At 72.0% G+C, this 26,326-nt stretch carries 24 protein-coding genes and 2 tRNA genes; 19 read left to right on the forward strand and 7 right to left on the reverse strand.

Going from position 1 to position 26,326, the window contains the following annotated elements; translation table 11 throughout:
• The first annotated feature begins 37 nt into the window (after positions 1 to 37).
• From IF29_RS0106155 to IF29_RS0106205, 11 genes are all read left to right on the forward strand, one after another.
• The gene (locus tag IF29_RS0106155) at positions 38 to 829 is read left to right on the forward strand and encodes a TIGR03936 family radical SAM-associated protein (protein WP_030250660.1); all 792 of its coding nucleotides are present in this window, start codon (positions 38 to 40) and stop codon (positions 827 to 829) included.
• Positions 830 to 1,044: 215 nt separating this feature from the next.
• The gene (locus IF29_RS0106160; RefSeq protein ID WP_030250662.1) at positions 1,045 to 4,791 is read left to right on the forward strand and encodes an Rne/Rng family ribonuclease; all 3,747 of its coding nucleotides are present in this window, start codon (positions 1,045 to 1,047) and stop codon (positions 4,789 to 4,791) included.
• 278 nt (positions 4,792 to 5,069) lie between these two features.
• Positions 5,070 to 5,384, forward strand: a complete 315-nt coding sequence (rplU, locus tag IF29_RS0106165) for a 50S ribosomal protein L21 (RefSeq protein ID WP_030250665.1) — start codon at positions 5,070 to 5,072, stop codon at positions 5,382 to 5,384.
• Between the two features lie 12 nt (positions 5,385 to 5,396).
• Positions 5,397 to 5,651, forward strand: a complete 255-nt coding sequence (gene rpmA, locus IF29_RS0106170) for a 50S ribosomal protein L27 (RefSeq protein WP_030250668.1) — start codon at positions 5,397 to 5,399, stop codon at positions 5,649 to 5,651.
• A 223-nt stretch (positions 5,652 to 5,874) separates the two neighbouring features.
• A complete protein-coding gene (obgE, locus tag IF29_RS0106175) occupies positions 5,875 to 7,359 on the forward strand; it encodes a GTPase ObgE (protein ID WP_030250670.1) in 1,485 nt (494 codons plus the stop codon).
• Between the two features lie 5 nt (positions 7,360 to 7,364).
• Positions 7,365 to 8,396, forward strand: coding sequence for an adenosine deaminase (locus tag IF29_RS0106180; protein WP_051724946.1), 1,032 nt, complete (start codon positions 7,365 to 7,367; stop codon positions 8,394 to 8,396).
• An 81-nt stretch (positions 8,397 to 8,477) separates the two neighbouring features.
• On the forward strand, positions 8,478 to 9,617 hold the full coding sequence (proB, locus tag IF29_RS0106185; RefSeq protein ID WP_030250674.1) for a glutamate 5-kinase: 1,140 nt from the start codon (positions 8,478 to 8,480) through the stop codon (positions 9,615 to 9,617).
• Positions 9,618 to 9,725: 108 nt separating this feature from the next.
• Positions 9,726 to 10,217, forward strand: a complete 492-nt coding sequence (locus IF29_RS0106190) for a hypothetical protein (RefSeq protein ID WP_030250682.1) — start codon at positions 9,726 to 9,728, stop codon at positions 10,215 to 10,217.
• A 133-nt stretch (positions 10,218 to 10,350) separates the two neighbouring features.
• Positions 10,351 to 11,697: a glutamate-5-semialdehyde dehydrogenase gene (locus IF29_RS0106195; RefSeq protein WP_084713634.1), complete on the forward strand. Its 1,347-nt coding sequence runs from the start codon at positions 10,351 to 10,353 to the stop codon at positions 11,695 to 11,697.
• Positions 11,698 to 11,800: 103 nt separating this feature from the next.
• A complete protein-coding gene (locus IF29_RS0106200; RefSeq protein WP_030250685.1) occupies positions 11,801 to 12,280 on the forward strand; it encodes an SCO2583/SCO2584 N-terminal domain-containing protein in 480 nt (159 codons plus the stop codon).
• A gap of 109 nt (positions 12,281 to 12,389) precedes the next feature.
• A complete protein-coding gene (locus IF29_RS0106205; protein ID WP_051724947.1) occupies positions 12,390 to 13,628 on the forward strand; it encodes an SCO2583 family membrane protein in 1,239 nt (412 codons plus the stop codon).
• A gap of 51 nt (positions 13,629 to 13,679) precedes the next feature.
• On the opposite strand, the gene IF29_RS0106210 is transcribed toward IF29_RS0106205, so the two are convergent.
• Positions 13,680 to 14,774 carry a M48 family metallopeptidase gene (locus IF29_RS0106210; RefSeq protein ID WP_030250688.1) on the reverse strand — a complete coding sequence of 365 codons (1,095 nt, stop codon included), beginning with the start codon at positions 14,772 to 14,774 and terminating at the stop codon, positions 13,680 to 13,682.
• A 233-nt stretch (positions 14,775 to 15,007) separates the two neighbouring features.
• Here IF29_RS0106210 and IF29_RS46750 point away from each other — a divergent pair, with 233 nt between their 5' ends.
• The 8 genes from IF29_RS46750 to IF29_RS0106250 all read left to right on the forward strand — a co-directional run bounded on the left by IF29_RS46750 (position 15,008) and on the right by IF29_RS0106250 (position 19,336).
• Entirely contained in the window at positions 15,008 to 15,151 is a 144-nt protein-coding gene (locus IF29_RS46750) for a hypothetical protein (protein WP_166682523.1), read from the forward strand.
• A 115-nt stretch (positions 15,152 to 15,266) separates the two neighbouring features.
• Positions 15,267 to 15,422 carry a hypothetical protein gene (locus IF29_RS46755; RefSeq protein WP_198037314.1) on the forward strand — a complete coding sequence of 52 codons (156 nt, stop codon included), beginning with the start codon at positions 15,267 to 15,269 and terminating at the stop codon, positions 15,420 to 15,422.
• A 109-nt stretch (positions 15,423 to 15,531) separates the two neighbouring features.
• Positions 15,532 to 16,164: a nicotinate-nucleotide adenylyltransferase gene (gene nadD, locus IF29_RS0106225; RefSeq protein ID WP_030250691.1), complete on the forward strand. Its 633-nt coding sequence runs from the start codon at positions 15,532 to 15,534 to the stop codon at positions 16,162 to 16,164.
• A gap of 16 nt (positions 16,165 to 16,180) precedes the next feature.
• A complete protein-coding gene (locus tag IF29_RS0106230) occupies positions 16,181 to 17,869 on the forward strand; it encodes an LCP family protein (protein WP_030250693.1) in 1,689 nt (562 codons plus the stop codon).
• 82 nt (positions 17,870 to 17,951) lie between these two features.
• Complete coding sequence (gene rsfS, locus IF29_RS0106235; RefSeq protein WP_051724948.1) at positions 17,952 to 18,422, forward strand: ribosome silencing factor; 471 nt, start codon at positions 17,952 to 17,954, stop codon at positions 18,420 to 18,422.
• The gene (locus IF29_RS0106240; protein ID WP_030250699.1) at positions 18,419 to 19,072 is read left to right on the forward strand and encodes a histidine phosphatase family protein; all 654 of its coding nucleotides are present in this window, start codon (positions 18,419 to 18,421) and stop codon (positions 19,070 to 19,072) included. Before rsfS ends, IF29_RS0106240 begins: the two co-directional genes overlap by 4 nt.
• Positions 19,073 to 19,163: 91 nt before the next feature.
• Positions 19,164 to 19,236, forward strand: a tRNA-Ala gene (locus IF29_RS0106245).
• 27 nt (positions 19,237 to 19,263) lie between these two features.
• Positions 19,264 to 19,336: transfer RNA gene (locus tag IF29_RS0106250), tRNA-Ala, on the forward strand.
• Between the two features lie 86 nt (positions 19,337 to 19,422).
• Here IF29_RS0106250 and IF29_RS0106255 read toward each other — a convergent pair.
• From IF29_RS0106255 to IF29_RS0106280, 6 genes are all read right to left on the reverse strand, one after another.
• A complete protein-coding gene (locus IF29_RS0106255; RefSeq protein WP_030250706.1) occupies positions 19,423 to 20,160 on the reverse strand; it encodes an NPP1 family protein in 738 nt (245 codons plus the stop codon).
• Between the two features lie 339 nt (positions 20,161 to 20,499).
• Positions 20,500 to 21,756 (reverse strand): MFS transporter, encoded by a 1,257-nt coding sequence (locus IF29_RS0106260; RefSeq protein ID WP_030250708.1) that lies wholly within the window; start codon positions 21,754 to 21,756, stop codon positions 20,500 to 20,502.
• 5 nt (positions 21,757 to 21,761) lie between these two features.
• Positions 21,762 to 22,310 carry a GNAT family N-acetyltransferase gene (locus tag IF29_RS0106265; RefSeq protein WP_030250709.1) on the reverse strand — a complete coding sequence of 183 codons (549 nt, stop codon included), beginning with the start codon at positions 22,308 to 22,310 and terminating at the stop codon, positions 21,762 to 21,764.
• Positions 22,300 to 23,532: a type III PLP-dependent enzyme gene (locus tag IF29_RS0106270; RefSeq protein ID WP_051724950.1), complete on the reverse strand. Its 1,233-nt coding sequence runs from the start codon at positions 23,530 to 23,532 to the stop codon at positions 22,300 to 22,302. The genes IF29_RS0106265 and IF29_RS0106270 overlap by 11 nt, the downstream gene beginning before the upstream one ends.
• Positions 23,529 to 24,860 (reverse strand): DUF6271 family protein, encoded by a 1,332-nt coding sequence (locus IF29_RS0106275; RefSeq protein WP_030250717.1) that lies wholly within the window; start codon positions 24,858 to 24,860, stop codon positions 23,529 to 23,531. The genes IF29_RS0106270 and IF29_RS0106275 overlap by 4 nt, the downstream gene beginning before the upstream one ends.
• Positions 24,842 to 25,942: a phytanoyl-CoA dioxygenase family protein gene (locus tag IF29_RS0106280; RefSeq protein ID WP_030250719.1), complete on the reverse strand. Its 1,101-nt coding sequence runs from the start codon at positions 25,940 to 25,942 to the stop codon at positions 24,842 to 24,844. The genes IF29_RS0106275 and IF29_RS0106280 overlap by 19 nt, the downstream gene beginning before the upstream one ends.
• Positions 25,943 to 26,326 lie beyond the last annotated feature (384 nt).

Genomic DNA, 26,326 nt, shown 5'->3' on the forward strand with positions numbered 1-26,326 from the left:
ACGCCGTACGCCCGACGGTCCGCCGCCCGCACCGGTGGTGCAGCGCATCCGACTGCGCTACACCAAGCGCGGCCGTCTGCGATTCACCAGCCACCGCGACTTCCAGCGGGCCCTTGAGCGCGCACTGCGCCGCTCGGCCGTGCCGATGGCGTACTCGGCGGGCTTCTCGCCGCACCCCAGGATCAGCTTCGCCAACGCGGCGCCCACCGGCTCCGCCAGCGAGGCCGAGTACGTCGAGCTGGCGCTGAGCGCGCCGCGCGACCCGGAGCAGCTGCGGGCGCAACTGGACGAGTCGCTGCCGACCGGGCTCGACGTGATCGACGCGGTCGAGGTGCGCACCCCGAACTTCGTGGAGCGCCTCGAGGCGTCGGTCTGGGAGCTGCGGCTGGACGGAGTGGCCCCGGAGGCGGCTGCGGCGGCTGTGGCGGCGTTCCTCGCCGCCGAGAGCGTCGAGGTGCAGCGGCAGACCAAGAACGGCATCCGCAGCTTCGACGCGCGCGGCGCCGTGGTGGCCCTCCAGGTGGTCGAATCGCAGGTCGTCGCTGGTGCGACCGGCCTACCTGAAAGTAGTACCGATATCGCCGCAGGCCGTGCCTGTGCGATACTTCGGCTGGTTGTTCGGCACGCAACACCCGCCGTGCGACCCGATGACGTCCTGTCCGGTCTCCGTGTGACGGCCGACCTGGCGCTGCCGGTCCCCGCTGGGGTGACCAGGCTGGCGCAGGGGCCGCTAGACGAGGAGTCCGGCACGGTGACCGACCCGTTCGCGCCCGACCGCGGCGCGGCACCGGCCCTCCCATCCGAGGCGGCCGAGCCGCAGCCCGCGTAGGCGGCGGCGGTCGGCCGTCCGGCGTCGTCGGAGCCCGTCCAGGGCCCCTGGGAGCCACCCGGGACTCCGGACACAACCCACTTGATTGCCACAGGCTCGACCAAAGACTTATCGGCGCACCGCACAGCGGAGCACCGATCGACATACGCAAGCCCCTGTGCGGCGCCCGCTCACCATGCGCGGCGCCCGGGGGCATGAACGGGAGAACCGCCCGGATGCTTGAAATCAACGAACAGAACGAAGAGAACGAACGAAGCGAAGCGGGGGGCACGGAGGCTGCGGCCCCCAAGGCCGCACCGCGCCGCCGCCGGGCGGCCAGCCGCCCGGCCGGACCGCCGCAGGGCGAGGGTGCCGAGGCCTCGGCCGGTACCGCCGCTGCCGCACCCGCCGCGGAGGAGGCCGCTCCGGCCGCAGAGCCGGTGAAGCGCGCCCGCCGCACCCGCAAGAAGGCCGAGGCCGAGCCGGTCCTGGAGACCGTGGCCGAGGCCGCGACCGTCGACGCCCCCGCCGAGGAGGCGGCCCCGGCCGCAGAGCCGGTGAAGCGGGCCCGTCGGACCCGCAAGAAGGCCGAGGCCGAGCCGGTCGCGGTGGCCGAGCCGGTCGTCGAGGAGCCGGCACCGGCCCCCGCCGCCGAGGCGCCCGCGCCGGTCGCGGAGGCCCCTGCCGCCGTGGCCCCCGCCGCCGAGGAGCCCGTCGTCGAGGAGACGGCGGCCCCGCGCTCGCGCCGCCGGGCGGTCCGTCCGTCCACCGCAGTCTTCCAGGCCCCGGTGTTCCAGGAACCCGCAGAGATCGTGGTGCCGGCCCGTCCGGCCGTGCCGCAGGCCGCGTTCACCGCGCCGGCCGCCGAGAGCCCGGCCGAGGCCCCCGAGGACGGCCGCCGCCGCAACCGCCGCCGGGCCACCGCTCCGGTCGCCGCGCCCGCCGTGGACAGCGCCCCGGCCGAGGCCCCCGCCGTCGACGAGGCGACCGCGGCACCGGCCCGCCGCGGCAGCCGCCGCGCTTCCGCGCCGCCGCCGCCGAGCGCGCCCGCCGTGTTCCAGCAGTCCTCCGGCCGCGCCCCGCTGGGCGCCGACGAGCGCCGCGCGCCGGCCGCTCCGGTGCAGGCCCCGGTCGAGGAGCAGTCCACCGAGACCGCCGTCGACGAGTTCGACGCGCCGACCGGTCGTCGCCGCAACCGCCGCCGCGCGGTCTCCCCGGCCGCCACCTTCGAGGCCCCGCAGCCTTCCGTGGACGAGGACGACACCGACCTCGACGACGCCGACGAGCTGGACGAGGACGAGCAGGACGGCATCGACCAGGACGGCATCGATCAAGACGCCGAGTCGGCCGAGGAGCAGGACTCCCAGGACTCCGCCGCCGGCGACGACGAGGGCCGGCCCTCGCGCCGCCGCCGTCGCGGTGGCCGCCGTCGCCGTCGCGGTGACGGCGACGACTTCGACGCCCCCGCCGCCGAGCGCGGCAGCGGCCAGTCCGGCGCCCAGGCGCAGGACGAGGACCACGAGGGCGACGACGAGGACGACGACGAGGACCTGGGCGAGGCGCTGTCCGCGTCCAGCCGCCGCCGTCGGCGCCGCCGCCGTCGCAGTGGTGACAGCGCCGCCGAGGTCGAGAGCGGAGCTCCCGGGGACGACCCCGAGCGCACCGTGGTGAAGGTCCGCGAGCCGCGCCGCCGTGGCTCCGCGGGCGCCGCTGACCGCGCCGACGCCCCGTTCGACCCGGACGAGGTGCAGTCCATCAAGGGCTCCACCCGACTGGAGGCGAAGAAGCAGCGCCGCCGCGAGGGCCGCGAGCAGGGCCGCCGCCGGGTGCCGATCATCACCGAGGCCGAGTTCCTGGCCCGCCGCGAGGCGGTCGAGCGGGTCATGGTGGTCCGTCAGAACGGCGAGCGCACCCAGATCGGCGTCCTCGAGGACGACGTGCTGGTGGAGCACTACGTCAACAAGGAGCAGGCCACCTCCTACGTCGGAAACGTGTACCTGGGCAAGGTCCAGAACGTGCTGCCGTCGATGGAGGCCGCCTTCATCGACATCGGCAAGGGCCGCAACGCGGTGCTCTACGCCGGTGAGGTCAACTTCGGCGCCCTGGGCGTCAAGGGCGGACCGCGCCGGATCGAGTCGGTGCTGAAGTCCGGCCAGTCCGTGCTGGTGCAGGTCTCCAAGGACCCGATCGGCCACAAGGGCGCCCGGCTGACCAGCCAGATCTCGCTGCCCGGCCGCTACCTGGTGTACGTGCCCGAGGGCTCGATGACCGGGATCAGCCGCAAGCTGCCGGACACCGAGCGGGCCCGGCTGAAGAACATCCTGAAGAAGATCGTCCCCGACGACGCCGGCGTGATCGTGCGCACCGCCGCCGAGGGCGCCTCCGAGGACGAGCTGACCCGCGACGTCCAGCGGCTGCAGCAGCAGTGGGAGGACATCCAGAAGAAGGTCAGCAGCGGCAACGCGCCGACGCTGCTCTACGGCGAGCCGGACATGACCGTCCGGGTGGTCCGTGACATCTTCAACGAGGACTTCACCAAGGTCATCGTCTCCGGTGACACCGCCTGGAAGACCATCCACGAGTACGTGGCCGGGGTCGCCCCGGACCTGGTGCCCCGGCTCCAGCGGTGGACCTCCGAGGTGGACGTCTTCGCGACGTACCGCATCGACGAGCAGCTGATGAAGGCGCTGGACCGCAAGGTCTGGCTGCCCAGCGGCGGCTCGCTGGTGATCGACAAGACCGAGGCCATGGTCGTGGTCGACGTCAACACCGGGAAGTTCACCGGCCAGGGCGGCAACCTGGAGGAGACGGTCACCCGCAACAACATCGAGGCGGCCGAGGAGATCGTCCGTCAGCTGCGGCTGCGCGACCTCGGCGGCATCATCGTGATCGACTTCATCGACATGGTGCTGGAGTCCAACCGGGACCTGGTGCTGCGCCGGCTGCTGGAGTGCCTGGGCCGGGACCGGACCAAGCACCAGGTGGCCGAGGTCACCTCGCTGGGCCTGGTGCAGATGACCCGCAAGCGGGTCGGCCAGGGCCTGCTGGAGTCCTTCTCCGAGACCTGCGTGCACTGCAACGGACGCGGCGTCATCGTGCACATGGAGCAGGCACCGCCGCCGCCGAAGGGCTTCTCCGGACCGATGCACCTGGAGCAGGCCGCTCCGGTGGAGTCCGACGAGGACGCCCAGTCCGAGCACGGCAGCGGCAGCGGTGGCAGCAAGCGCCGCCGTCGCGGCCGGGGCGGGGACCAGGCGCACCAGGCGGAGACGCCGGTGCGCGAGGAGACCCTGGAGGAGCTGGCCCAGGACCTGGTCTCCAACGGCCTGACGGCCGAGGACACCGCCGAGGCGGAGGACCTGGAGATCGTGCTGCCCGAGCCGGTCGTCGTGGCCGAGGCGGTGGTGGAACCGGCCGTCGTCGTGGAGCCCGCTCCGGTGGACGCCGCGGTGCAGGCCGAGGCCGAGGAACTGGCCGAGGCCATGATCGAGTCCTCGGCCCGCCCGGCGCGCACCCGCCGCCGCGCGGTCCGCAAGGCGACCTCGCCGGCCGGACCGCCGGCCGCGCAGGAGGCGGCCGTGGTGGTCGTCCCGGCGCGGACGCCGGAGCCGGTCGAGGCAGCGCCCGAGGTCGCGGCGGCGCCGGAGCCGGTGGCTGTCGCCGAGCCGGTCGCCGAGCCCGAGCCGTTGGTGGAGCCGGTCACCGAGGCCGTCGTCGAGGAGGCGCCGGCCGAGGCCGCCGCCCCCGCGCCGCGCAAGCGTGCCCCCCGCAAGGCCGCGGCCAAGAAGACGGCGGCGGTCGAGGGCGAGTCGGCCGAGGAGAAGCCGGCCCCGGCCAAGAAGGCGGCGAAGAAGGCCGCGGCCGACAAGGCCCCGGCCAAGAAGACCGCGGCGAAGAAGGCGGCGGCCAAGAAGACCGCCACCAAGCGCGCCGCCAAGAAGACCGCGAGCGCTGACGCTCCCGCCCCCGAGGCGGCCGAGTAGCACCGCAGGCACAGCCGCAGCCCGCACCTGTCCCCGAAACGGGGACAGGTGCGGGCTGCGGCTTTCCCCGGCGGACCCTGTCCCACCTGGGGCGGTTTGACCCGCAGGCCGTGGTTCCGTAGCCTTGACCCTCGGCGTGCTTTGCATTTCGGCACCGTCACGCCCAGCTCCTGAGCAACCACCTTCCGAGCCTCGCGCCCGGAAGAGGCCCCCTGCCGTTCCGCTGCGGGGAGTGCTGGCATCAGGGGCTCCGACCGAGTGATGAGAGTGGGTTCGCGGTGTACGCGATCGTGCGTAGCGGCGGTCGGCAGCACAAGGTTGCTGTCGGCGATGTGTTTGAGTCCGACAAGGTCGACGCCAAGGTCGGCGAGACCGTTGAGCTTTCGACGATCCTGGTCGTCGACGGTGACTCGGTCACCAGTGACCCGTGGGTCCTGGCAGGCGTGAAGGTCTCCGCCGAGGTTGTGGACCACCACAAGGGCGAGAAGATCAACATCCAGAAGTACAAGAACAAGACCGGTTACCGCAAGCGCATGGGCCACCGTCAGCGCCACACCGCGCTCCGCGTGACCAGCATCAACACCGCGAAGTAAGGGGAGGCGACAATGGCTCACAAGAAGGGCGCAAGCTCTACTCGTAACGGTCGTGACTCGAACGCTCAGCGCCTCGGCGTCAAGCGTTTCGGCGGCCAGAAGGTCAACGCCGGCGAGATCCTGGTCCGCCAGCGCGGCACCCACTTCCACCCGGGTTCCGGCGTCGGCCGTGGCGGCGACGACACCCTGTTCGCGCTGAACGCCGGTGCGGTGGAGTTCGGTACCCACCGCGGCCGTCGCGTCGTGAACATCGTCCCGGTCGCCTGATCCAGGCCTGCCGTTGGATGAGCGCTGCAATCCCTCGGGGGGCGACCCCCCGAACCCCCGCGTGAACCCGCCTTGGCGGGCGCAGGCGGGTTGGTGGCGCGCGGATTGCCAGTGCAATACGTGACACTGAGGGTGGATCGGAACATTCCGGTCCACCCTCGGTGTTTGCACCACGGGTTTCCCGTTCGAACATTCCTGTTGCCTATCGAGAGGCGCTCCAACCATGACCACCTTCGTGGACCGCGTCGAGCTGAATGTCGCCGCGGGTAACGGAGGCCACGGCTGCGCCTCCGTTCACCGGGAGAAGTTCAAGCCGCTGGGCGGCCCCGACGGGGGCAGCGGCGGCAAGGGCGGCGATGTGCTGCTCGTGGTCGACCCCCAGGTCACCACGCTGATCGAGTACCACCACCACCCGCACCGCAGCGCCACCAACGGCAAGCCCGGGGCCGGTGACCACCGGACCGGCGGCGAGGGCAACGACCTGGTGCTGTCCGTGCCGGACGGCACCGTGGTGCTGGACAAGAAGGGCAACGTGCTGGCCGACCTGGTCGGCTTCGGCACCAGCTTCGTGGTCGCGGCCGGCGGCCGCGGCGGGCTCGGCAACGCCGCGCTGGCCTCCTCCCGGCGCAAGGCCCCCGGCTTCGCGCTGCTCGGCGAGCCCGGCGAGAGCCTGGACATCGTCCTGGAGCTCAAGTCCGTCGCCGACGTGGCCCTGGTGGGCTACCCCAGCGCCGGCAAGTCCTCGCTGATCTCGGTGCTCTCGGCCGCCAAGCCGAAGATCGCGGACTACCCCTTCACCACCCTGGTCCCCAACCTGGGCGTGGTCACCGCGGGCGACATCACCTACACCATCGCCGACGTGCCCGGGCTGATCCCCGGCGCCAGCCAGGGCAAGGGCCTCGGCCTGGAGTTCCTGCGCCACGTCGAGCGCTGCGAGGTGCTGGTGCACGTGCTGGACTGCGCCACCCTGGAGAACGACCGCGACCCGCTCTCCGACCTGGACACCATCGAGGCCGAACTGGCGCTCTACGGCGGCCTGGAGGACCGGCCCCGGCTGGTCGCGCTGAACAAGACCGACGTCCCGGACGGGCAGGACCTCGCCGACATCACCCGTGCCTCGCTGGAGGAGCGCGGCTACGAGGTGTTCGACGTCTCCGCGGTGTCCCGCAAGGGCCTGCGCGAGCTCAGCTTCGCCCTGGCCAGGATCGTCGCCGAGGCCCGCGCGGCCAAGCCGGTCGAGGAGGTCACCCGGGTGGTGCTGCGGCCCACCGCCGTGGACGACGCCGGCTTCACCGTCAGCTGGGACGCCCAGGAGCAGGTCTACCGGGTGCGCGGCAGCAAGCCCGAGCGCTGGATCAGGCAGACCGACTTCTCCAACGACGAGGCCGTCGGCTACCTCGCGGACCGGCTGGCCCGGTTGGGCGTCGAGGTCGAGCTGGCCAAGGCCGGGGCCAAGGAGGGCGACCCGGTCGCCATCGGCAGCCCCGACAACGCCGTGGTCTTCGACTGGGAGCCCAGCATGGCCGCCGGCGCGGAGATGCTCGGCCGCCGCGGCGAGGACCACCGCTTCGAGTCGCCGCGTGACGCGGTCACCCGCCGGCGCGAGAAGGAGGCCGTCCGCGACGACGCCGCCTCCGAGTTCGCCCGGTTCGACCCGCTGCCGCGCCGCGAGATCGAGCCCGCCGCCGAAGAGTTCGAGGACAACTGACCAGCATGAGCACCACGCACCGGGCGCCGCACGACGCGGCGCCGCACACCCCGCTGCCCAAGGCCGAGCTGCACCTGCACATCGAGGGCACCCTGGAGCCCGAGCTGGCCTTCGCGCTGGCCGAGCGCAACGGCATCGACCTGCCGTACGCGACGCCGGAGGAGCTGCGCTCCGCCTACGCCTTCAGCGACCTGCAGTCGTTCCTGGACCTGTACTACCGGCTGACCGCGGTGCTGCAGACCGAGCAGGACTTCGCCGACCTGGCCGAGGCCTACCTGGAGCGCGCCGCGGCGCAGGGCGTGCGGCACGCCGAGATCTTCTTCGACCCGCAGGCGCACACCGCCCGCGGCGTGGACATCGGCACGGTGATCCGGGGGCTGACCTCGGCGCTGGACACCAGCCGGGAGCGCCACGGCGTCTCCACCGGACTGATCCTCAGCTTCCTGCGCGACCTCTCCGCCGAGGACGCGCTGCGGACCCTCGCCGACGCCGCCCCGTACCTGGACCGGATCTCGGCCGTCGGCCTGGACTCCGCCGAGGTCGGCCACCCGCCGGCCAAGTTCACCGAGGTGTACGCCGAGGCCAAGCGGCTCGGCCTGCGCCTGGTCGCGCACGCGGGGGAGGAGGGCCCGCCCTCCTACATCACCGAGGCGCTGGACCTGCTCGGCGTCGAGCGGATCGACCACGGCATCCGCTGCCTGGAGGACGAGGCGCTGGTGGCCCGGCTGGTGGCGGAGCAGATCCCGCTGACCGTCTGCCCCTTCTCCAACGTCCGGCTGCGCTGCGTGGACCGGCTGGAGGAGCACCCGCTGCCGGCGATGCTGGCGGCCGGGCTGCTGGTCACCGTCAACTCCGACGACCCGTCCTACTTCGGCGGCTACGTCGAGGACAACTACCGGGGGCTGCGTACCGCCCTCGGGCTGACGGACGATCAACTGCGGCTGCTGGCGCGGAACTCCTTCAAGGCGTCGTTCCTGGACGAGGACCGCAGGGCGGAACTGCTGGCCGAGCTGGACGCGCACGGTCCCACCGGCTGAAACGAAGATGAGTGCGGTGTCCGGTTCGCGTACATTGCTGCGCGGCGGACGACACCACTGACGATCCCGGGAGCGGACGACGTGACAGGCAGCCTGCGGGAGGACGTGCTCAAGGCGCGCCGGATCGTCGTCAAGGTCGGCTCCTCCTCGCTGACCACCGCGTCCGGCGGGCTGGACGCGGACCGGGTGGACGCCCTGGTCGACGTCCTCGCCAAGACCCGGGGCGAGGGCGCCGAGGTGGTGCTGGTCTCCTCCGGGGCCATCGCCGCCGGGCTGGCCCCGCTGGGGCTGGCCAAGCGGCCCAGCGACCTGGCCCGGCAGCAGGCCGCCGCCAGCGTCGGCCAGGGCCTGCTGATGGCCCGCTACACCGCCTCCTTCGCCCGCTACGGGCTGCGCGCCGGGCAGGTGCTGCTCACCGCCGAGGACGCCAGCAGGCGCGCGCACTACCGCAACGCCTACCGCACCCTGGAGCAGCTGCTGGTGATGGGCGCGGTGCCGGTGGTCAACGAGAACGACACCGTGGCCACCGCCGAGATCAAGTTCGGCGACAACGACCGGCTCGCCGCGATCGTGGCCCACCTGGTCCGCGCCGACCTGCTGGTGCTGCTCTCGGACGTGGACGGCCTCTACGACGGCGATCCGGGTAAGCCGGGCAGCAGCCGGATCGAGGAGGTGCACGGTCCCGAGGACCTGGCCGGGGTGGAGATCGGCACCGCCGGGAAGGCCGGGGTGGGCACCGGCGGCATGGTCACCAAGGTCGACGCGGCCCGGATCGCCACCGGCGCGGGCATCCCGGTGGTGCTGACCGCCGCCCGGCACGCCGCCGACGCGCTGGCCGGGCGGGGCACCGGCACGCTGTTCCACCGCACCGGGCGGCGCTCCGCCGACCGGCTGCTGTGGCTGGAGCACGCCAGCGCGCCGCGTGGCGCCGTGCGCCTGGACGCCGGGGCGGTCCGGGCCGTGGTGGAACGCCGAACCTCGCTGCTGGCCGCCGGTGTCACCGGAGTTGAGGGCAAGTTCGCTGCGGGCGATCCGGTGGACCTTCTTGACGAAAACGGCCACATCGTGGCGCGAGGGCTGGTCAACTTTGATGTAAGGGAGCTTCCCAGGCTGCTGGGGAGGTCCACCCGGGACCTGGCACGGGAGCTGGGTCCCGAGTACGAGCGCGAGGTGGTGCACCGCGACGACCTGGTGGTGCTCCCGGACGCCCGGGAGCACTGAACGGGGCCGTCCTGACAGCGTTGTCCGAACCGCACCGTTGCCAACTGCACCGTTGCGAGCAGCACCGCCCGAACTGCACCGCCCGAGATCGTCGACAGGAGGCCGCCGGTGGGACGCAGGCGCCAGGGTGCGAGATCGGCGGGGACAGCTGATCCGGTGCTCACCAGTATCAACGGGGGCGCGTCGCGGACCGCGCGCGCCGATGGCGCAACCCAAGACGCCCCCGGCCCGTCGGCCTCCGTGGAGGAGGACAGCAGCCGGTCCCGGCTCTGGCACGTCGTGCTCAGCGTGGCCGGTCCGGCCACCCCGCTGACCGAGCTCAAACGCGGCCTGGAACAGCTGGCCCACGACCACACGCCCTTCCTGACCGCGCGCTACGCCGCCGACCACGGCGAGATCCGCTACTGGGAGCAGGCCGAGGACCTCCAGGACGCGGCGGCGATGGCGCTGCGGCTGTGGGGCGAGCACAAGGCCACCGCACAGCTGCCGCCCTGGGAGATCGTCGGCCTGGAGGTGGTGGACCGGCCGACCTACCACAAGCGGATAGCGGAGGGGTACGGGGAGTCGCGGGCCTTCCTCGGCGGGGTGCACCCGTACTGAGCCCCGTACTGAGCCCCGCAGTGAGCCCCGCGGCCGTCCTCGGGGCCCGTCGCTGCCGGGGAAGTCGCCGGGATCTTCTCATTCCTCGGGAGGACCCGCTGCCCGCCCGCCCCGGGCGGCTACGCTTTCCGCCATGAGCAGCAGCCCCGAATCCGACCTCCCCCTCGACGGCACCCCGCTGACCGCGTTCCCCTCGCCGGACCTGCCGTCCCCGCTGCCGCAGTCGCCGGTGCTGAGGGCCGCCTACCGGGCCAAGGCCGCGGCCAACGAGCTGGCGCCGCTGCCGCGCACGCCCAAGGACGAGGCGCTGCTCGCCATCGCCGACGCGCTGGTGGTGCGCACCCGGGAGATCGTCGAGGCCAACGCCGAGGACGTGGAGCGGGCCCGGGAGGCCGGCACCAGCGAGTCGATCATCGACCGGCTGACGCTGAACCGGGAGCGGGTCGCCGCCATCGCCGCCGACGTGCGGCACGTCGCCGGGCTGCCCGACCCGGTGGGCGAGGTGGTCCGCGGCTCGACCCTGCCGAACGGGCTGGACCTGCGCCAGGTGCGGGTGCCGCTGGGCGTGGTCGGGATCATCTACGAGGCCCGCCCCAATGTCACCGTGGACGCTGCGGCGCTCTGCCTGAAGTCCGGCAACGCGGTGCTGCTGCGCGGCTCCTCCTCCGCCTACTCCTCCAACCGCAAGCTGGTGGAGGTACTGCGGGACGCCGTCGGCGGCGCGGGCCTGCCGGCCGACTGCATCCAGCTGGTGCCGGGGGAGAGCCGGGAGTCGGTGACCGAGCTGATGCGGGCCCGGGGCATGGTGGACGTGCTGATCCCGCGCGGCGGGGCGGCGCTGATCCGCAACGTCGTCGAGAACTCCACCGTTCCGGTGATTGAGACCGGTACCGGGAACTGCCATGTCTACGTCGACGCGGAGACCGACCTGGCCATGGCGGTGGAGATCCTGGTGAACTCCAAGGCCTCCCGGCCGAGCGTCTGCAACGCGGCGGAGACCCTGCTGGTGCACAAGGACGTCGCCGACGCCTTCGTCCCGCTGGCCCTGGACGCGCTGGCCGAGGCCGGGGTGACCGTGCACGCCGACGACCGGGTGCTGGCGTACGCGCCGGACTCCAAGGCGACGGTGGTCCCGGCCACCGTCGAGGACTGGGAGACCGAGTACCTCTCCTACGACATCGCGGCCGGCATCGTGGACTCGTTGGAGGCCGCCGTCGCGCACATCCGGCTGTGGTCCTCGGGCCACACCGAGGCGATCGTGACGACCTCTCAGTCCGCGGCCCGCCGGTTCACCCAGCTGGTCGATGCCACCACGGTCGCCGTCAACGCCTCGACCCGGTTCACCGACGGCGGCCAGTTCGGCTTCGGCGCGGAGATCGGCATCTCCACCCAGAAGCTGCACGCCCGCGGCCCGATGGGCCTGCCGGAGCTGACCTCAACCAAGTACATCGTCACCGGTGACGGACACGTACGGGGGTGACAGCGCGGTGACAGCAGTGTGACCCGTACGGTAAGCCACAGACAAGAACGGGGCCCGGCGCTACTCTGCTGGGAGTGGTGCGACCGAGTACCTGGGGGGTCCCGTGAATCCCGATGGCTTCGACACCGGCTCCGGCGACGCTGACGCCGGACAGCCCGACAGCGACCCGGCCGACATCTTCGACGGCGTGGTCTTCGACGAGGCGTTCGTCCTCGCCGCGCTGATCCATGAGCCCTCGGCCGCCGAGCGCAGCCTGGCGCTGCGCGGCCCCGGCCGCCGCCGGGGCAGAGCCGCGGCCGGCTCCGCCGCGGGCCGGACCGCCACCGCCGGTCGGCCGGTCTCCCCGTTCGGCCCTGTGCGGGGGCGGCACCAGGCGCACCCCGGCCGCTGGCAGCGCATCGTCGCCCGGATGATGCTGGTGGTGATCGGCATGCTCGCGGTGATGGTCGCCGCCGCCGCCGTCTACCGGGGCACCGGGAGCGAGAACGGCCAGTCGGTGCAACGGCCCACCAGCGGAACCGGGGGCAGCGCCTCGGCGTCGGCCTCGGCCGTGTCGGCGACCGCGGCGGCATCACCGCGCTAGGTCCAGTCCGGAGTTCCGGCGCCGACCGGGTGAGGAATCTCTCAGTACCGGCGCAGAAGTTGGCCCATGAGCACCCTTCACTCTCCCCGTGCCGACATACCCTTGTGCCATGGGTGGCCGGGCAGAACCACCGGAGGGCACGCCCGAGGGCGGTGCCGGTGGTGATGACGAGTTCCGATCCGTCGTTTTCGACGAGTCGTTCGTCAGGGCTGCCCGGATCCAGGAGCTCTCGGCGCAGGAACGGCTCTCCGCGGGCAGCCGGCCGATCCGCGGACGCGGCCTTCGCGGCGGGGGGCTCTCGCGGCAGGCCCTGGCGCTGATGCTGCTGATCGCGATCGCCTTCTCGGCCGCCGTCTACCTGGGGACCAAGCACCCCTACCCCCAGGCGGGCGCCGGTTCCGCCGCCGAGCTCAGCATGTCCGTGGTCCCGCTGCAGCCGGGCGCCGGCGGCGTCCCCACGCTGGCGCCGGTGGCCAGCGGCAGCGCGGCGGCGACGGCGAGCGCGGTCGCCACCACGAGCTCCACCGCGACCGCCGGCGCCACCCCGTCCACGGACGCGAGCGCGAGCGCCGGCGCCTCGACCGAGGTCGACCCCAGGACCTACGCGCTGGGACCGGCCGGGCTGGCCCTGCCCAACGCCGGTGCGACCGACCACTTCAGCAAGAACCAGGTGGCGCAGGCGCTGATCCTGGCTCAGAACTACGCGGAGGTGTCCTCGCTGGACACCGGCGTGCTGTTCGGCGGCAAGACCGACCCGGTCCGCGACCTGCTGGCGTCCGGGCAGCGCAGCCAGTTCGACCAGAGCATCAAGAGTCCGGTCGACGACGGCAAGCACGAGGCGACCGGCTGGCTGGTGCGCTTCGACTCCACCGAGGTGGGGCCGACGGCCGGCCAGGAGACCCGGGTGCAGGGCTCGTTCACGGTGCCGGTGGAGGTGGACGGCGCGCTCCAGCTGACCGGTGACCACACCTTCGTCTACGCGCTGACCCCGGTCTCCACCGACGGCACCCAGCAGCCGACCGTGCTCTTCACGGTGCGCCGGGAGGTCGTCTACCGGTTCACCGCCGCGGACCTGGCCGCCAACCGGGTCGAGCTGACCTCCTCGGCGACCGAGGCCGGTCCGATGGCCTGCGACGCCGCGAGCGCCGCCAGGTACTTCACCCCGGTCCTGCCCGCCACGGCGTCCGGGACGGCGTCGGCCTCGGCATCGGCGTCCGCCTCCGGCAAGGCCTCCGCGGCGGCCACTGTCTCCGCCGCCGCCTCGCCGTCCGGGGCGGTCGTCGACCCCTACGACAAGACCCGCAGCGCCTGGGCGGTCTGCGGGGTCATGGGCGGGCCGACGCCCTGAGCGAGCGCCGGCCCCGTTCGGTACAACTGCTGAGCGGTTGCTGAGCGGCCGTCAGGCCGGGGCCGCCCCCGGCTCGGCCGGCGGCTCCTCCGCGCTGTCCCGGGTGCCGCGGTTCCCCGCACTGCGACTTCCCACGAAGGCGTCGCGCAGCTTGCCGCCGATGTCCCCGGCGCCGCTGGCGACATCGCGGACCAGGCCCATCAGCGGGTCCTTGGTCTCCTTGAAGGACTGGGCGTAGGAGTCCGCCGCCGCCTTCATCTGGTCGGTGACCGAGGCGTCGCCGTCCTGCTCCCGGCGCGGGTAGGCGCCGGCCATGATCGAGCTGTACTCCTCGCTCTCGGCCCACTTCTTCAGCTTCTGCACCCGCACCGCCACGAACGGGTGGGTCTGCGGCAGCAGCTGCAGCAGCTTGATGACGCCGTCGCGCAGGTCACCGGCGCGGTCGTACTCCTCGGCCTGCTCCAGGAAGGCGTCGGTGTTCATCTCGTGCAGGTGGTGGCCGCCGGCCAGCTTCATCAGGCCGCGCATCGACGCCTGCAGGTCCTGGCCGACCAGCAGCCCGGCCCGGTCGCAGGAGATCTCCGACTTGCGGAACCACTCCTTGAGCGCGGTGATGATCGCCAGGATGGCGATGTTGCCCAGCGGGATCCAGGCGATCCTGGTGGCCAGGTTGGTGAGGATGATCAGCATGGTCCGGTACACGGCGTGCCCGGACATGGCGTGGGCGACCTCGTGGCCGATCACGGCCCGCATCTCCTCCTCGTCGAGCAGCTCGACCAGCGAGGTGGTCACCACGATCACCGGGGAGTCCATGCCGATGCACATGGCGTTGGGGACCGGGTCCTGGGTGACGTAGAGCGGCGGGACCTTCTCCAGGTCCAGGATGTAGGCGGCGTCCCGCACCATGTCGTGCAGGTGCGCGAACTGCCGCTCCGAGGCCCGGACCGCCGAGGCCAGGAACATCAGCCGCACGGCGCGCTCGGAGACCATGCCGCCGAGCTTCTTGAGGATGTCGTCGAAGCCGCTGAGCTTGCGCAGGGCGACCAGCGCGGAGCGGTCGGCGGGGTGCTCCCAGGCACGAGTGGAGATGCCCGGGAAGCGCTTGCGGTTCCGGCTCGGCACGCTGCCTTCGGTGGGTTGGGTCATCTGCTGCTTCCTCCCGATCGACAGCGGACCCCGGCGCCACCGCCGGGCCCCCGCCGTCCTGTGTAAGTCCTCTGCTGCACAGCTGCTCGCTGCCCTGCTGCCGCTCGTCCCCGGAACTCCGTTCGCCACACTACGCCGGGGGACCGACGACGACCGGCGATCCCGCCGACAATTCCGCAGTGGGCCGGGTCTAGGCTGAGTCGTCCGGCCTTACCCCCGAGGAGTCCCGCCCCATGCGCACCACCACCGCTCTGCAGCAGCTGGCCGCCATCTCCAACGGCAGTGGCCCGGGGATGTTCCTGCGGATCATCGTCATCTGCGCCGTCGTCGGCGTCGTGTTCCTGGCTGTCTTCCTGCTGCGCGGCTACCGGGAATGAGCGCACACGGAGTCAGACGTGTGGAGCCGCCGAGCAGTTCCTGGTGTGCTGCCCGTACCATGAGCACGATCAAGCAGGCCCCCCGCACGCCTCCGAGCCAGAAGGTCCGCCACCGATGAGCCTCCACGCAGCCGCTGCGCCCGCCCTCTCCGTTCTCGCGGACGGCAGCGACAACCACGACAGCCTCAACCCGTTCATCACCGGCGGCGGCGCGCTGCTCCTGCTGCTGATCCTGCTCTTCCTCACCACCCGCTTCAACAAGGACCGCTAGCAGCGACCGCCGCCAGCAGCGCCGGGGCCGCCCCCCGGCCGCGTCGGGCCCCGTCCGGCCCGCGGCCGGGGCGCACGTCCGCCGCGCGGACCACGTAGGGTGAGCGCTCATGGGAGAGCAGCCTGAGCTCGGAGACGGGCCAGTGAAGAAGCGCATCGGCGTCATGGGCGGCACCTTCGACCCGATCCACCACGGTCACCTGGTCGCCGCCAGCGAGGTGGCCAGCCAGTTCCACCTGGACGAGGTCATCTTCGTGCCCACCGGCGAGCCGTGGCAGAAGGACCGCCGGCCGGTGTCGCCTGCCGAGGACCGCTATCTGATGACGGTCATCGCCACCGCTTCCAACCCCCAGTTCTCGGTCAGCCGCATCGACGTCGACCGCAAGGGTCCGACGTACACCACGGACACCCTGCGCGACCTGCGCGCCGAGCACGCCGACGCGGACCTCTTCTTCATCACCGGCGCCGACGCGCTGAGCCAGATCTTCTCCTGGCGGAATGCCGAGGAGCTCTTCGACCTCGCGCACTTCATCGGAGTGACCCGTCCAGGGCACACTTTGTCGGACCCGGGTCTGCCCGAGGGCGGGGTGTCCCTGGTCGAGGTGCCCGCACTGGCCATCTCCTCCACCGACTGCCGGGTCCGGGTCGCCAGCGGCGAACCGGTCTGGTACCTGGTGCCGGACGGTGTGGTCCGCTACATCGACAAGCGCAGGCTCTATCTCGACCCGAGCAGCACGAACTGAAAGGGGCTGGGTCGCCGTGACCGGAACCGCAGACCGCCGGGGGCCGGAGGGCGAGCCGCAGCCGCAGTCCTACGGCTACGAGCAGCAGGCGTACGGCTACGGTCAGTACCCGGACTACCCGTCACAGCCCCAGGAGCCGGTCTACCAGCCGGCCTACGGCTACGACGCGTACGGCCGCCCGATCGAGCAGCAGCAGGGCTACGCGGACCCCGGTTATCAGGACGCCGGGTACCAGGACCCCGCCTACCAGGACCCGGCCTACCCGAGCGCCCCCTATCAGGACCCGGCCTACGGCTACCAGCAGCAGCCCCAGTACCCCGGGTACCCGTCGTACCCCTCGGAGTACGAGCAGCAGTCGGCGCAGCAGCAGCCGCAGCAGGCCCAGACCGCCTACGACACCGGCCAGTACACGATCCCGCAGCAGCAGCCCGCGCCTCCGGTGGAGTCCGTGCGCCCGTCGTCCCGGCCGGCCGCGCCCGCCGGGCCCACCGTGCCGACCTCGGAGGAGTTCGCCTTCGTCGACGACGCGGAGGAGTCCGACGACGTCATCGACTGGATGAAGTTCAGCGAGACCCGCGGCGAGCGCCGGGACGAGCGCCGCAAGCAGCTGCGCACCCGGCTGATCGCCCTCGGTGTGGTGCTGATCCTGATCGCCGTCGGCGGGGCCGGCTACCTCTGGCTGCGCGGCGGCTCCTCGGCGGGCAGTGTCGCCGCCTCGACCAAGCGCACCGTGATCGCCGTCCACCTGCACGACCTCAACAAGAACATCTACACCGCGCTGCTGGTCTCGAACCCGGCCTCGGGGCAGGGCAGCACGCTGCTGCTCCCGGGCACCCTGGCGGTTCCCACCGACAGCGGCGGCGCCTCGGTGACACTGGCCTCCTCGGTCAACGCCCAGGGCAACGCGGCCACCAGGGACGGGCTGCACGCGCTGCTCGGCGCGGACGTCTCCGCCACCTGGTCCCTCTACACCCCGTTCCTGCAGAACCTGGTCGACCTGCTCGGCGGGGTCAGCATCGACTCCAACACGACGATCACCCAGAACGGCAAGACCCTGGTGAAGCCCGGCAAGGCCATCGTCAACGGGGCCGCGGCCATCGCCTACGCGGACTACCAGGCCAAGGGGGAGAGTGCCGGGGCGCAGCTGTCCCGCTACGGACAGGTGCTGGCCGCACTGGTCCAGGCGATGCCCCAGGACGCGACCTCGGCCGCGAGCGACATCACCAAGATGGGCGCCGTGGCCGACCCCTCGCTCCCGGACGCGACGCTCGGAGCGCTGATGGCGGCCCTGTCCAAGGACGCCCAGGCTGGCAAGTACTCCACCGTGACGCTCCCGGTCAACGCCAACGGGACGCCGGCGAGCAGCGCGGGCGACATGGTGAAGCAGCTGCTCGGCGGCACCGTCACCACCAGCAGCGGGGCCACCGCGGCGCGGGTGGCGATCACCGACGCCACCGGGACCGGCAACAAGATCAACCTGGCCGAGGCGGCCGTGGTCAACGGGGGCTACACCCTCGTCCCCGACAGCTCCAAGGCTCCGTCGACCCAGAGCACCAGCAGCATCACCTACAGTGACGACTCCCGTGCCGCGGACGCCAAGCAGCTGGCCCAGGACCTCGGCCTGCCGACCACGGTGGTGACCAAGGTCACCAGCTCCCAGTCGGCGGACCTGGTGGTGGTGCTCGGAAAGGACTACGAGGGCTGAGCGCGACCGAAACGCCGGAGCGGGCCGTCTGCCGTCCATGAGATCCTGGAAGGCATCTGTGTCCCCGAACCGAGAGCATCCTGTGACCGCGACAGACCGGGCCGTAGCACTTGTCACCACCGCCGCCCAGGCGGCAGCCGACAAGCTGGCCCAGAACATCATCGCCTTCGACGTCAGTGACGTCCTGGCCATCACCGACGCCTTCGTGATCGCGTCCGCGCCCAACGACCGCCAGGTCAAGGCGATCGCCGACGCCATCGAGGAGGAGCTCGCCAAGCAGCACCAGACCAAGCCGGTGCGCCGCGAGGGCGAGCGCGAGGGCCGCTGGATCCTGCTCGACTTCCTGGACATCGTGGTCCACGTCCAGCACTCCGAGGAGCGCTCCTACTACGGCCTGGAGCGGCTGTGGAAGGACTGCCCCGAGCTCCCCCTGCCCGAGGACGCCGTGGCCAGCCGGAACCGTCCCGGTGACGAGGAGTTCGTCCGCGAGCCCAACGAGTTCGACCACGTCGAGGCCGTGCTGCAGGCCGAGGCCGATCGGAGCATGCGCTGAACGGGAGCACCCGCGGTCACGGCAGGCGTGTCGTCTTCTGGCGGCACGGCCAGACCTCATGGAACCTGGAAGGCCGCTTCCAGGGCAGTACCGACATCCCGCTGACGGACGCCGGCCGGTCGCAGGCGCAGCGCGCCGCCCGGCTGCTCGCGGCCCTCAGTCCGGATGCCATCGTCTCCTCCGACCTCCAGCGCGCGGCGGACACCGCCGCCGAGCTGTCGGCGGTCACCGGGCTCGAGGTCGTCCACGACTCCGGGCTGCGCGAGACCTACGCGGGCAGCTGGCAGGGGCTGACCAACGAGGAGATCCAGGAGCAGTACGGCGAGCAGTACCGCGCCTGGAAGCTCGGCGAGCCGGTCCGCCGGGGCGGCGGCGAGCTCGGCACGGAGGTCGCCGACCGCGCCGTGCCGGTGGTCCTGGACGCGGTGAAGCTGCTTCCGGACCGCGGCACCGTGGTCGTGGTCAGCCATGGCGGGACCATCAGGATGGCCATCGGCCGACTGCTCGGACTCGACCCCTCCAACTGGGAGGCGCTCGGCGGCCTCAGCAACTGCTGCTGGTCGGTCCTGGGCGAGGGCGCCCGCGGCTGGCGGCTGCTGGAGCACAACGCCGGCACCCTGCCCGAACCGGTGATCGGGGACGACACCTGAAGCGTCGGCACGGGGTCGGATTTCGCAGTTCGGCCCTCCTGCCGCTAAAGTTTCCTTCGTTCGCACAGCCGGAAACGGCCGGGGGAACAGCGGGGCTGTAGCTCAGTTGGTAGAGCGCTTGCATGGCATGCAAGAGGTCCGGGGTTCAATTCCCCGTAGCTCCACGCAGTACCAGGAGAACAACGCAATACGGGGCTGTAGCTCAGTTGGTAGAGCGCTTGCATGGCATGCAAGAGGTCCGGGGTTCAATTCCCCGTAGCTCCACAGTCGACGGGATCCCGTCCGATCACTGCGATCGGGCGGGATCCCGTCGTTCCGGGGTCCAGTGCGGTGCCGCTGCCGGGTGGTGGCTAGGCGTTGGGGTCGAACGGGATTCCGGCGGGCTTGGTCACGGTGAGGGCGTACTGGAAGTCGCCGTCGCCGATCTTGATCGTGGCCTCACCGAAGTCGGCGCTCAGGAGCTTGTCGCGGTAGCCGGCCGGGTAGCCGTTCCAGCCGACCAGGCGCGGGTAGAACCAGCCGCCGGTGGCGTTCTCCGGCGGCTCGTCGTTGGTGTTCGCGAAGCGGAAGTCGTGGGTCGAGGCGCCGTCCTTGTTGTACACGACCTTCGGGTGCGTCCCGTCGAAGCGCACGCCTGAAGCGGCGGAGATCGCATAGCCGCTGTGCTGCGACACGTCGACGTACTGGACCGCGTTGTTGTAGATCCACACGATGACGTGTTCCCAGTCGTGGCGGTGCCCGATCGCCAGGGGCCCCAGGGTGGCCTGGTCCTTCTCGAAGTAGCTGGCGTACATGACCGCGCACCAGCCGTTGTTGCACTTCTCGCGGGAGTACGTGTTGTCGTTCGTGAGCTGGGCCATGTCGTGGCAGTGGCCGTTCACGTCGCCGCCGAGCGCCAGGCCGGGGTTGATCGTGCCGTCGGCGCCGATCGCGGCGGTGGAGTAGCAGCCGTCCGTGTCGAAGTCGTAGGCCGGGGAGAAGGTCTGTTCCAGACCGTCGGCATTCTGGGGCAGAAGCGTGAGGACGTCCGCCCTCGCGGTGGTCGGGACGACCAGGACCAGAGCCGCGGCGCCGATGGCGGTCGTGATCGCGGACCGGCGGAGCGACCATCCCCGACGCCCGGCCCGGGGCCCGGCGTCCTCCGGGCTCTGCTCGGGGCTCACCGTCGATGACTGAGTGCTGCGCACACCAAACTCCTCAACATGCGATGGAAGGGGCAGGGACCCTCGCCCGGGAATTCTCTTGGACGTGGGCATGTCATTCGCGTGAGGCGAAATCAAATTAGCCCAGGGGGGCACGGGTGGCAAGCAAACTTCCGGTGCCGAGATACCGGTGCGGTGCGTTGACCAGGGAACTGATCGCCAGTCAGGACCGTCTGAACGCAGGAGTTCGAGTGCGGGGCATTCGGTCCCGTGGGTCTGTTGTCGCTACAGGGCCTCGGCCTCGATCTGTGCGGCCAGTGGAGCGGAGTCGTGCGTGGTCCTGGCGGCGGGCGCCCACCGGATCCGGGTCGCGCACAGGGACACGATCAGGGCGCAGGCAGCGACCGCGCCCATGCCCCAGCTCAGCCCGCTCGCGTTGGCGATGAAGCCGATCACCGGTGGCCCGGCCAGCAGGCCGACCGTCCCCATGGTGGCGACCAGCGTCAGCGCGTCCGAGCCCTGGGCCGCCGCCGCGACGTAGACGCAGGGGGTGACCGCGGCCACGCCCAGCCCCACGCACGCGAATCCGATCAGCGCCGGCAGCACGCCGCCGGCCAGCAGCGCCAGGGCCAGCCCCAGCGCCGCCAGGGCGCTGCCCACGCGTACGATCGGCCCGTCGCCCCAGGCGCTGCGCCGGCCGTCGGTCAGCAGCCGGGCCAGCACCATGGTCACCGAGACCACCGCGATGCCCATCGGGGCCAGCTCCGCCGACGCCTTGGCGACGTCCTTCAGGTAGAGCGAGGACCAGTCGTTCATGGCTCCTTCGGTGACGGTGCCGAAGGCCATGGCCAGGCCGCACCACAGGGTGACCCGGGCGGGCAGGGCGAGCCTGCGGCGCTTCCTCCCGGCCTGCGGATCGGCGTCGGCCTGTTCGGCGGAGGAGGCGGCGGCGGCCTCGACCGGCTCGGCGGGCTTGTCCTGGGTCAGCAGGCCCGGGCGGGCGTAGCCGACCGCGACCAGCAGCACGGCCATGGCGACGGCGAAGTGCACCGGCAACGACGCGGTCAGCAGGTTCATGCCGGAGGCCAGCAGCGCGGCCACCAGCGATCCGCCGCTGAAGGTGGCGTGCAGCGTGGCCATGGTGTTGCGCTCGAACCGCACCTCCAACGCGGCTCCCTGCGCGTTCATCGCCACGTTCAGCGCGCCCACCAGCACGCCGTCGGCGCACATCACCACCAGCGCGGTCGGATAGTTGGGCAGCTCCGCCATCGCCGCCAGCAGCAGTGCCAGTCCGAGCGCCGACAGCAGCGACAGCCGGCGCGAGCCCAGCCGCTTCATCAGCAGGGCCACCAGCGGGAACGACGCGACCGCCCCCACGCCGGTGGCCATCAGCAGCAGGCCCACCTCCGCGGTGCTCAGGCCGAGCTGCGCCTTGATCGCCGGTATCCGCGAGGCCCAGGTGGCGTACTGGAACCCCAGCGAGAAGAACAGCGCCACCACCGCCAGCCGGCTCCGGTGGAACCCGTCCTGAACAGGGAACATGGGCGTCAGTCTCCTTCGTGCTGCGAGGGTGATCCGTGCGGCGGGACGCCGAGCGGTTTGGACATGTAGACGGCCCGGGCGCCGTAGTGCTCCGGTGCCGCGACCTCGCGGTGCGGCGCGAACCCGTGCCGCGACCAGAAGGCGTCGGTGCCGGCGACCGCCACCAGCGAGACGTGCCGGTGCTCCCGGGCCCGCGCCACCGTCTCCAGGCGGCGCAGCAGCCGGCCGGCCAGCCCGCACCGGCGCAACTCCTCGGCGACCACCAGGTCGTGCAGGTGCAGGTTGGGGGAGCGGAAGGCGGTCCGCTCCGGCTGGTCCAGCCCCGGGTAGCGGAACCGGGGGTAGGGCAGCGCCAGCAGGTAGCCCGCGACGCGCCGCCGCCGGTTCGCCCCGTGCTCCAGGACGAAGCAGGTGGCCGGTGAGGCGCGCACCCGGGACTGCAGCGCGGTCCGCCCCTCCGACAGGCCGAGCGCGGTGTAGGCGTTGGCCTCAAGTTCGACGATGGCTTCCCAGTCGTCCGGGCGGATCCCGCGGATGGTCGGGTCAGCGGTCACCGGACCTCCGGACGCAGTCGTACCCGAGCGGCGGGAAGCCGTTGAAGCCCAGGGTGAGGTAGCTGGTGGCGTAGGCGCCGGCGGAGAGCGCCCAGACCGGGTCGCCCGAGGCCAGCGCCTCCGGCACCTGGACCAGGCCGTGTCCGCGGCCGTAGGCGTCGTCGCCGTCGCAGGTGGGCCCGGCGATCACGGCGGGGACCCGCGGTGCGTCCGGGCGGTGGGTGGGGAACACCAGCCGGTACTGCAGCGCGTCCATCTCGTAGAGGCCGTTGAACTTGCCGCAGCTGAGGTAGAGCCAGTTCTCCCGTTCCCCGCCCGGCTGCTGACGGGTGGTCAGCCGGGCCACATGGGCCCGGACCGCACCGTGGTCGGCCACCAGGTGCCGGCCCGGCTCCATGACGAAGTCCAGCGGCCGGGCCGCCGCCTCCTGCAGCCGGGCCGTGCCCTCGCGGATCACGGCCAGGATCTTGTCCAGCGGCGGGTCCAGCGGCTGCCCGTGCCGGTCCAGGTAGCCGAGCGCGGGCAGGCCGCCGCCGAGGTTGACGTGGTCCGGATGGATGCCGCGCAGGTCGAGCGCGGTGAGCACACCGGCCAGCGAGTCGAACGCCTCCCGCCAGGCCCCGGCGGTCATCTGCTGGGAGCCGACGTGCACCGACAGTCCGGCCGGGGTCAGGCCCGCCGCCCGGGCCGCCGCCAGCACCACCGGCGCGTCCCGGACCGAGCAGCCGTACTTCCTGCTCAGCCCCCACAGCGCGCCCGTACCGCTGGTGGCCAGCCGGCAGAAGACCCGGGCGCCGGGGGCGTGCCTCGCTATCGCGGCGACGTCCGCGACGCTGTCGGTGGCGAAGTCGCGCACCCCCAGCCGGTGGGCCTCGGCGATGCTGCGGTCGGACTTGACGGTGTTGCCGTAGTGGACCGAACCGACCGGCACCCCGGTCCGCAGTGCCTGGGCGATCTCCTGGGGGGAGGCCGCGTCGAAGCCGGCGCCCCGTCCCGCCAGCGCGGCCAGCACCTCGTCCACCGGGCAGGCCTTGACCGCGAAGCGGACGGCCACCTGCGGCAGTTCGCGCCGCAGGTCGGCGTAGCGGTCCTCGATCCCGTCCAGGTCGAAGAGGATCCGGTCCCGGTCGGTGGCGGCGAGGGCAGCGGACAGGGTGTCGGACGGGATGGCGGACGGGGTGTCGAACGGGGTGGCGCCCGGCAGTTCGTTCTGGTGCGTCATGTGCCGCTTCGCTCCAGCTGTCGTCGCGGTTCCAGGGGGGTGGCGGCGTCGGCGGCCAGCATCAGCGGACCCCAGACCTCGGTCAGCAGGGCGAAGTCCTCGATGTCGCGCCGGGCCTCGTCCAGCAGCCGCGGACCGCGCGCCGCCAGCAGGTCGGCGAAGGCCGCGTACCGGCCGCCCAGGCTGCGGTAGCAGCGGTCCAGGACCTGGAGCCGCCGGACGTTCTCGGTGCGGTCCAGTTCGGCGCTGTCCCGCAGGAAGCCGGCGATCACCGCGGGCCGCACCCGGTCCCGCTCGTCGAGCATCGACTCGCCGGCCGCCGCCATCCGGTCGTAGACGGCGTTGAAGTAGAGCATCGACAGGAAGAACTTCACCAGCCGCACGTGGTAGGCGGCGAAGCCCGCGTCGGTACGGCGCTCCGGGGTGTAGTAGTTGACGATGTGTCGGTTGTGCAGCACCCCGGGCAGCGCGGCGTCGTGCACCAGGTGGATCAGGAAGTAGTCGCTGCCGATGGTCTCGGTCCCCGGCGGGAGCGGCACCAGCTCCTGCACCTGGTGGAAGCCGATGTTGGACATGTCCACCCGCATCGGGTCCACCACGGTCAGTGTCGCCCGGTCGCCGCTGAACGCCTCGGTACCGGCGCCGCGGAACGACTCGGCGACCAGCTCCCGCTTCTGCTCGGCCGACCAGTCCGTCGGCGCCCACAGGCTGACCATGTCGTGGTAGACCTCCGGGTCCAGCCGCTCGATCTCGCCGATGTCCACCGAGAGCTCGCCGATGAAGGAGGAGCCGACCATCGTCACCGGACGGTGTGCGCGCCCCGGGTCCAGTTCGGTCCCGGTGACATGGGCCGAGGCCTCGCTCGCCGGCAGCCCCAGCGAGGCCAGCTCGTGGTGGACCGGGTAGACCGGGACGCCGTCCAGCGACTGGTAGCGGATGTCGGAGTCGCGGCGCAGGACGGACTCGCAGCCCAGCGCCCGGGCGATCAGGAAGGCCCGGTTGGTGCACGCCCCGTAGGACGAACGGTCCGGCAGCATCAGCGACAGCACCAGGTCCGGCTGGGCCGGCCGGGCCTTCTCGATCACCTTGCGCAGGAAGACCCGCTGCGCGGCCTCGTCGAGGTGGTGCAGCACCACGTTGGGCACCGGGGGCAGCGCGTCGAGGGCGGCGGCGTGCTCGGCGACGGTCTCGTCGTCGGAGGAGTCCAGGATCAGCAGGTGCACCTCGACGTCGAAGCGCCCGGTCGCGTAGGCCGCCTCCTGGTGCACGGCGGCGATGGTGCCGGCGCAGGCCCGGTCGGTGGGGAGGGTCAGACAGACACGGCGCATGCTTGCGCTCCGTTCGTCAGTTCGGACTCGCGGTCGGACTCCCGGTCGGACTCCCCGTCGGAGGCGGAACCGCCCCAGGAGTCGAGGCCCAGCAGCTTGCGGCCCAACTCGTCCAGCTCGGCCGGCCCGTAGCGCAGCGACTCGTGCCTGACCGCGTCGCCGACCAGGGTCCCGTTCCAGTCCGGTGTGGTGAGGTTGCGCCAGGAGTCGATCCGGGAGCGGCGCAGCTGCTGGTGCGACTCCAGGGCGGGCATCATCGACAGGTACTGCACCGCCCGCACCCCGCTCGCCGAGGTGTTCCGGGCCACCCCGTGGGCCAGCAGGCCGTTCCAGATCAGCAGGTCCCCGGCGTGCAGCTCCGGGCGCACCACCGGCATCAGCTCGCGGTCCACCCGCGGCCGGATCGGGTCGCGGTCGGCGGGCTGCGCGGTCCTCCAGCGGTCGAACTGGCGGAACAGTTCGGGGTTGCACTGGAACCCGCCGGTCTCCGGGGTGGTGTCGTTCAGCGCGATGATCCCCTGCACCCGCTGCGGCAGCACGCCCAGCGTGGTGTCGACGTCCCAGTGCAGTTCGATGTCGAAGCCGCGCTCGGTGGGCGCGATCAGCGCCCGGTCGCGGTTCCGGACGTTGGGCGGGTTCAGGTTGAGCCGGTCCAGCGAGACCCACAGCTCCTCGCAGCCCCACACGTCCGCGAACGCCTCGTAGACGCGGCGGTTCTGCCGGCTGTCCCAGATGAGCTGGTGCTGGTAGGCCTCGACGAAGCCGTAGATGTGCAGCTCGCGGTCCAGGTCGGTGCGGTACGGGCGGTCCTGGTACCAGGAGTCCGGCCGGTCGGGGTCCAGGCCCTGGAAGTCCCAGGCGAAGTCCAGCAGGCGGGCGGCAGCGGCGGCGGGGATCGCCTGCCTGACCACGACGTAGCCGTAGTCCTGCCAGAAGGCGAAGTCATCGGGGGAGAGGACCCGCAGCGGACGGGGCCGTTCCAGGTCCCGCAGGGGGGTGAGCGCCAGGTACTTCTCGCCGTCCGAGCTGAAGTACGGCAGGTCCGAGGCGGCTCGGTACAGGTAGGGGTCGGACATCGGCATGGGTCGCTCCAGGATTCGACGGGGAATCGGCATGGGTGCGAAGCGCCGGGCAGCCCGGGACGGGCTGACGCTGCGGCGGGTCATGCGCGGGGGTGGTGCGTGGGGTGCAGCACATGGGGATGGCACATGGGAATGGCACAGGGGAATGAGCTGGGGGCCGACAGAGGCTCGGAGGGACTCGGATGTCGCGCAGGCCGGCTGCGCGCTGGTCAACCTTGAGGAGTCGGATTACTTGGCGGGGGCGGCAGTCGGGTTGTCTCTCTCGGGTCGAGCGCCGTCGCGTCCTTCACTCGGTGAACTCCCGCCCCACCAAATTGGACTAGACCAAGTGGTCATGTCAATGGCCGACTTATGGAGATTGTGTGGGTAGGAAGTCATGGAGAT

It is taken from the genome of Streptacidiphilus jeojiense (assembly GCF_000719095.1).
Classification (GTDB): Bacteria; Actinomycetota; Actinomycetes; order Streptomycetales; family Streptomycetaceae; genus Streptacidiphilus; species Streptacidiphilus jeojiensis.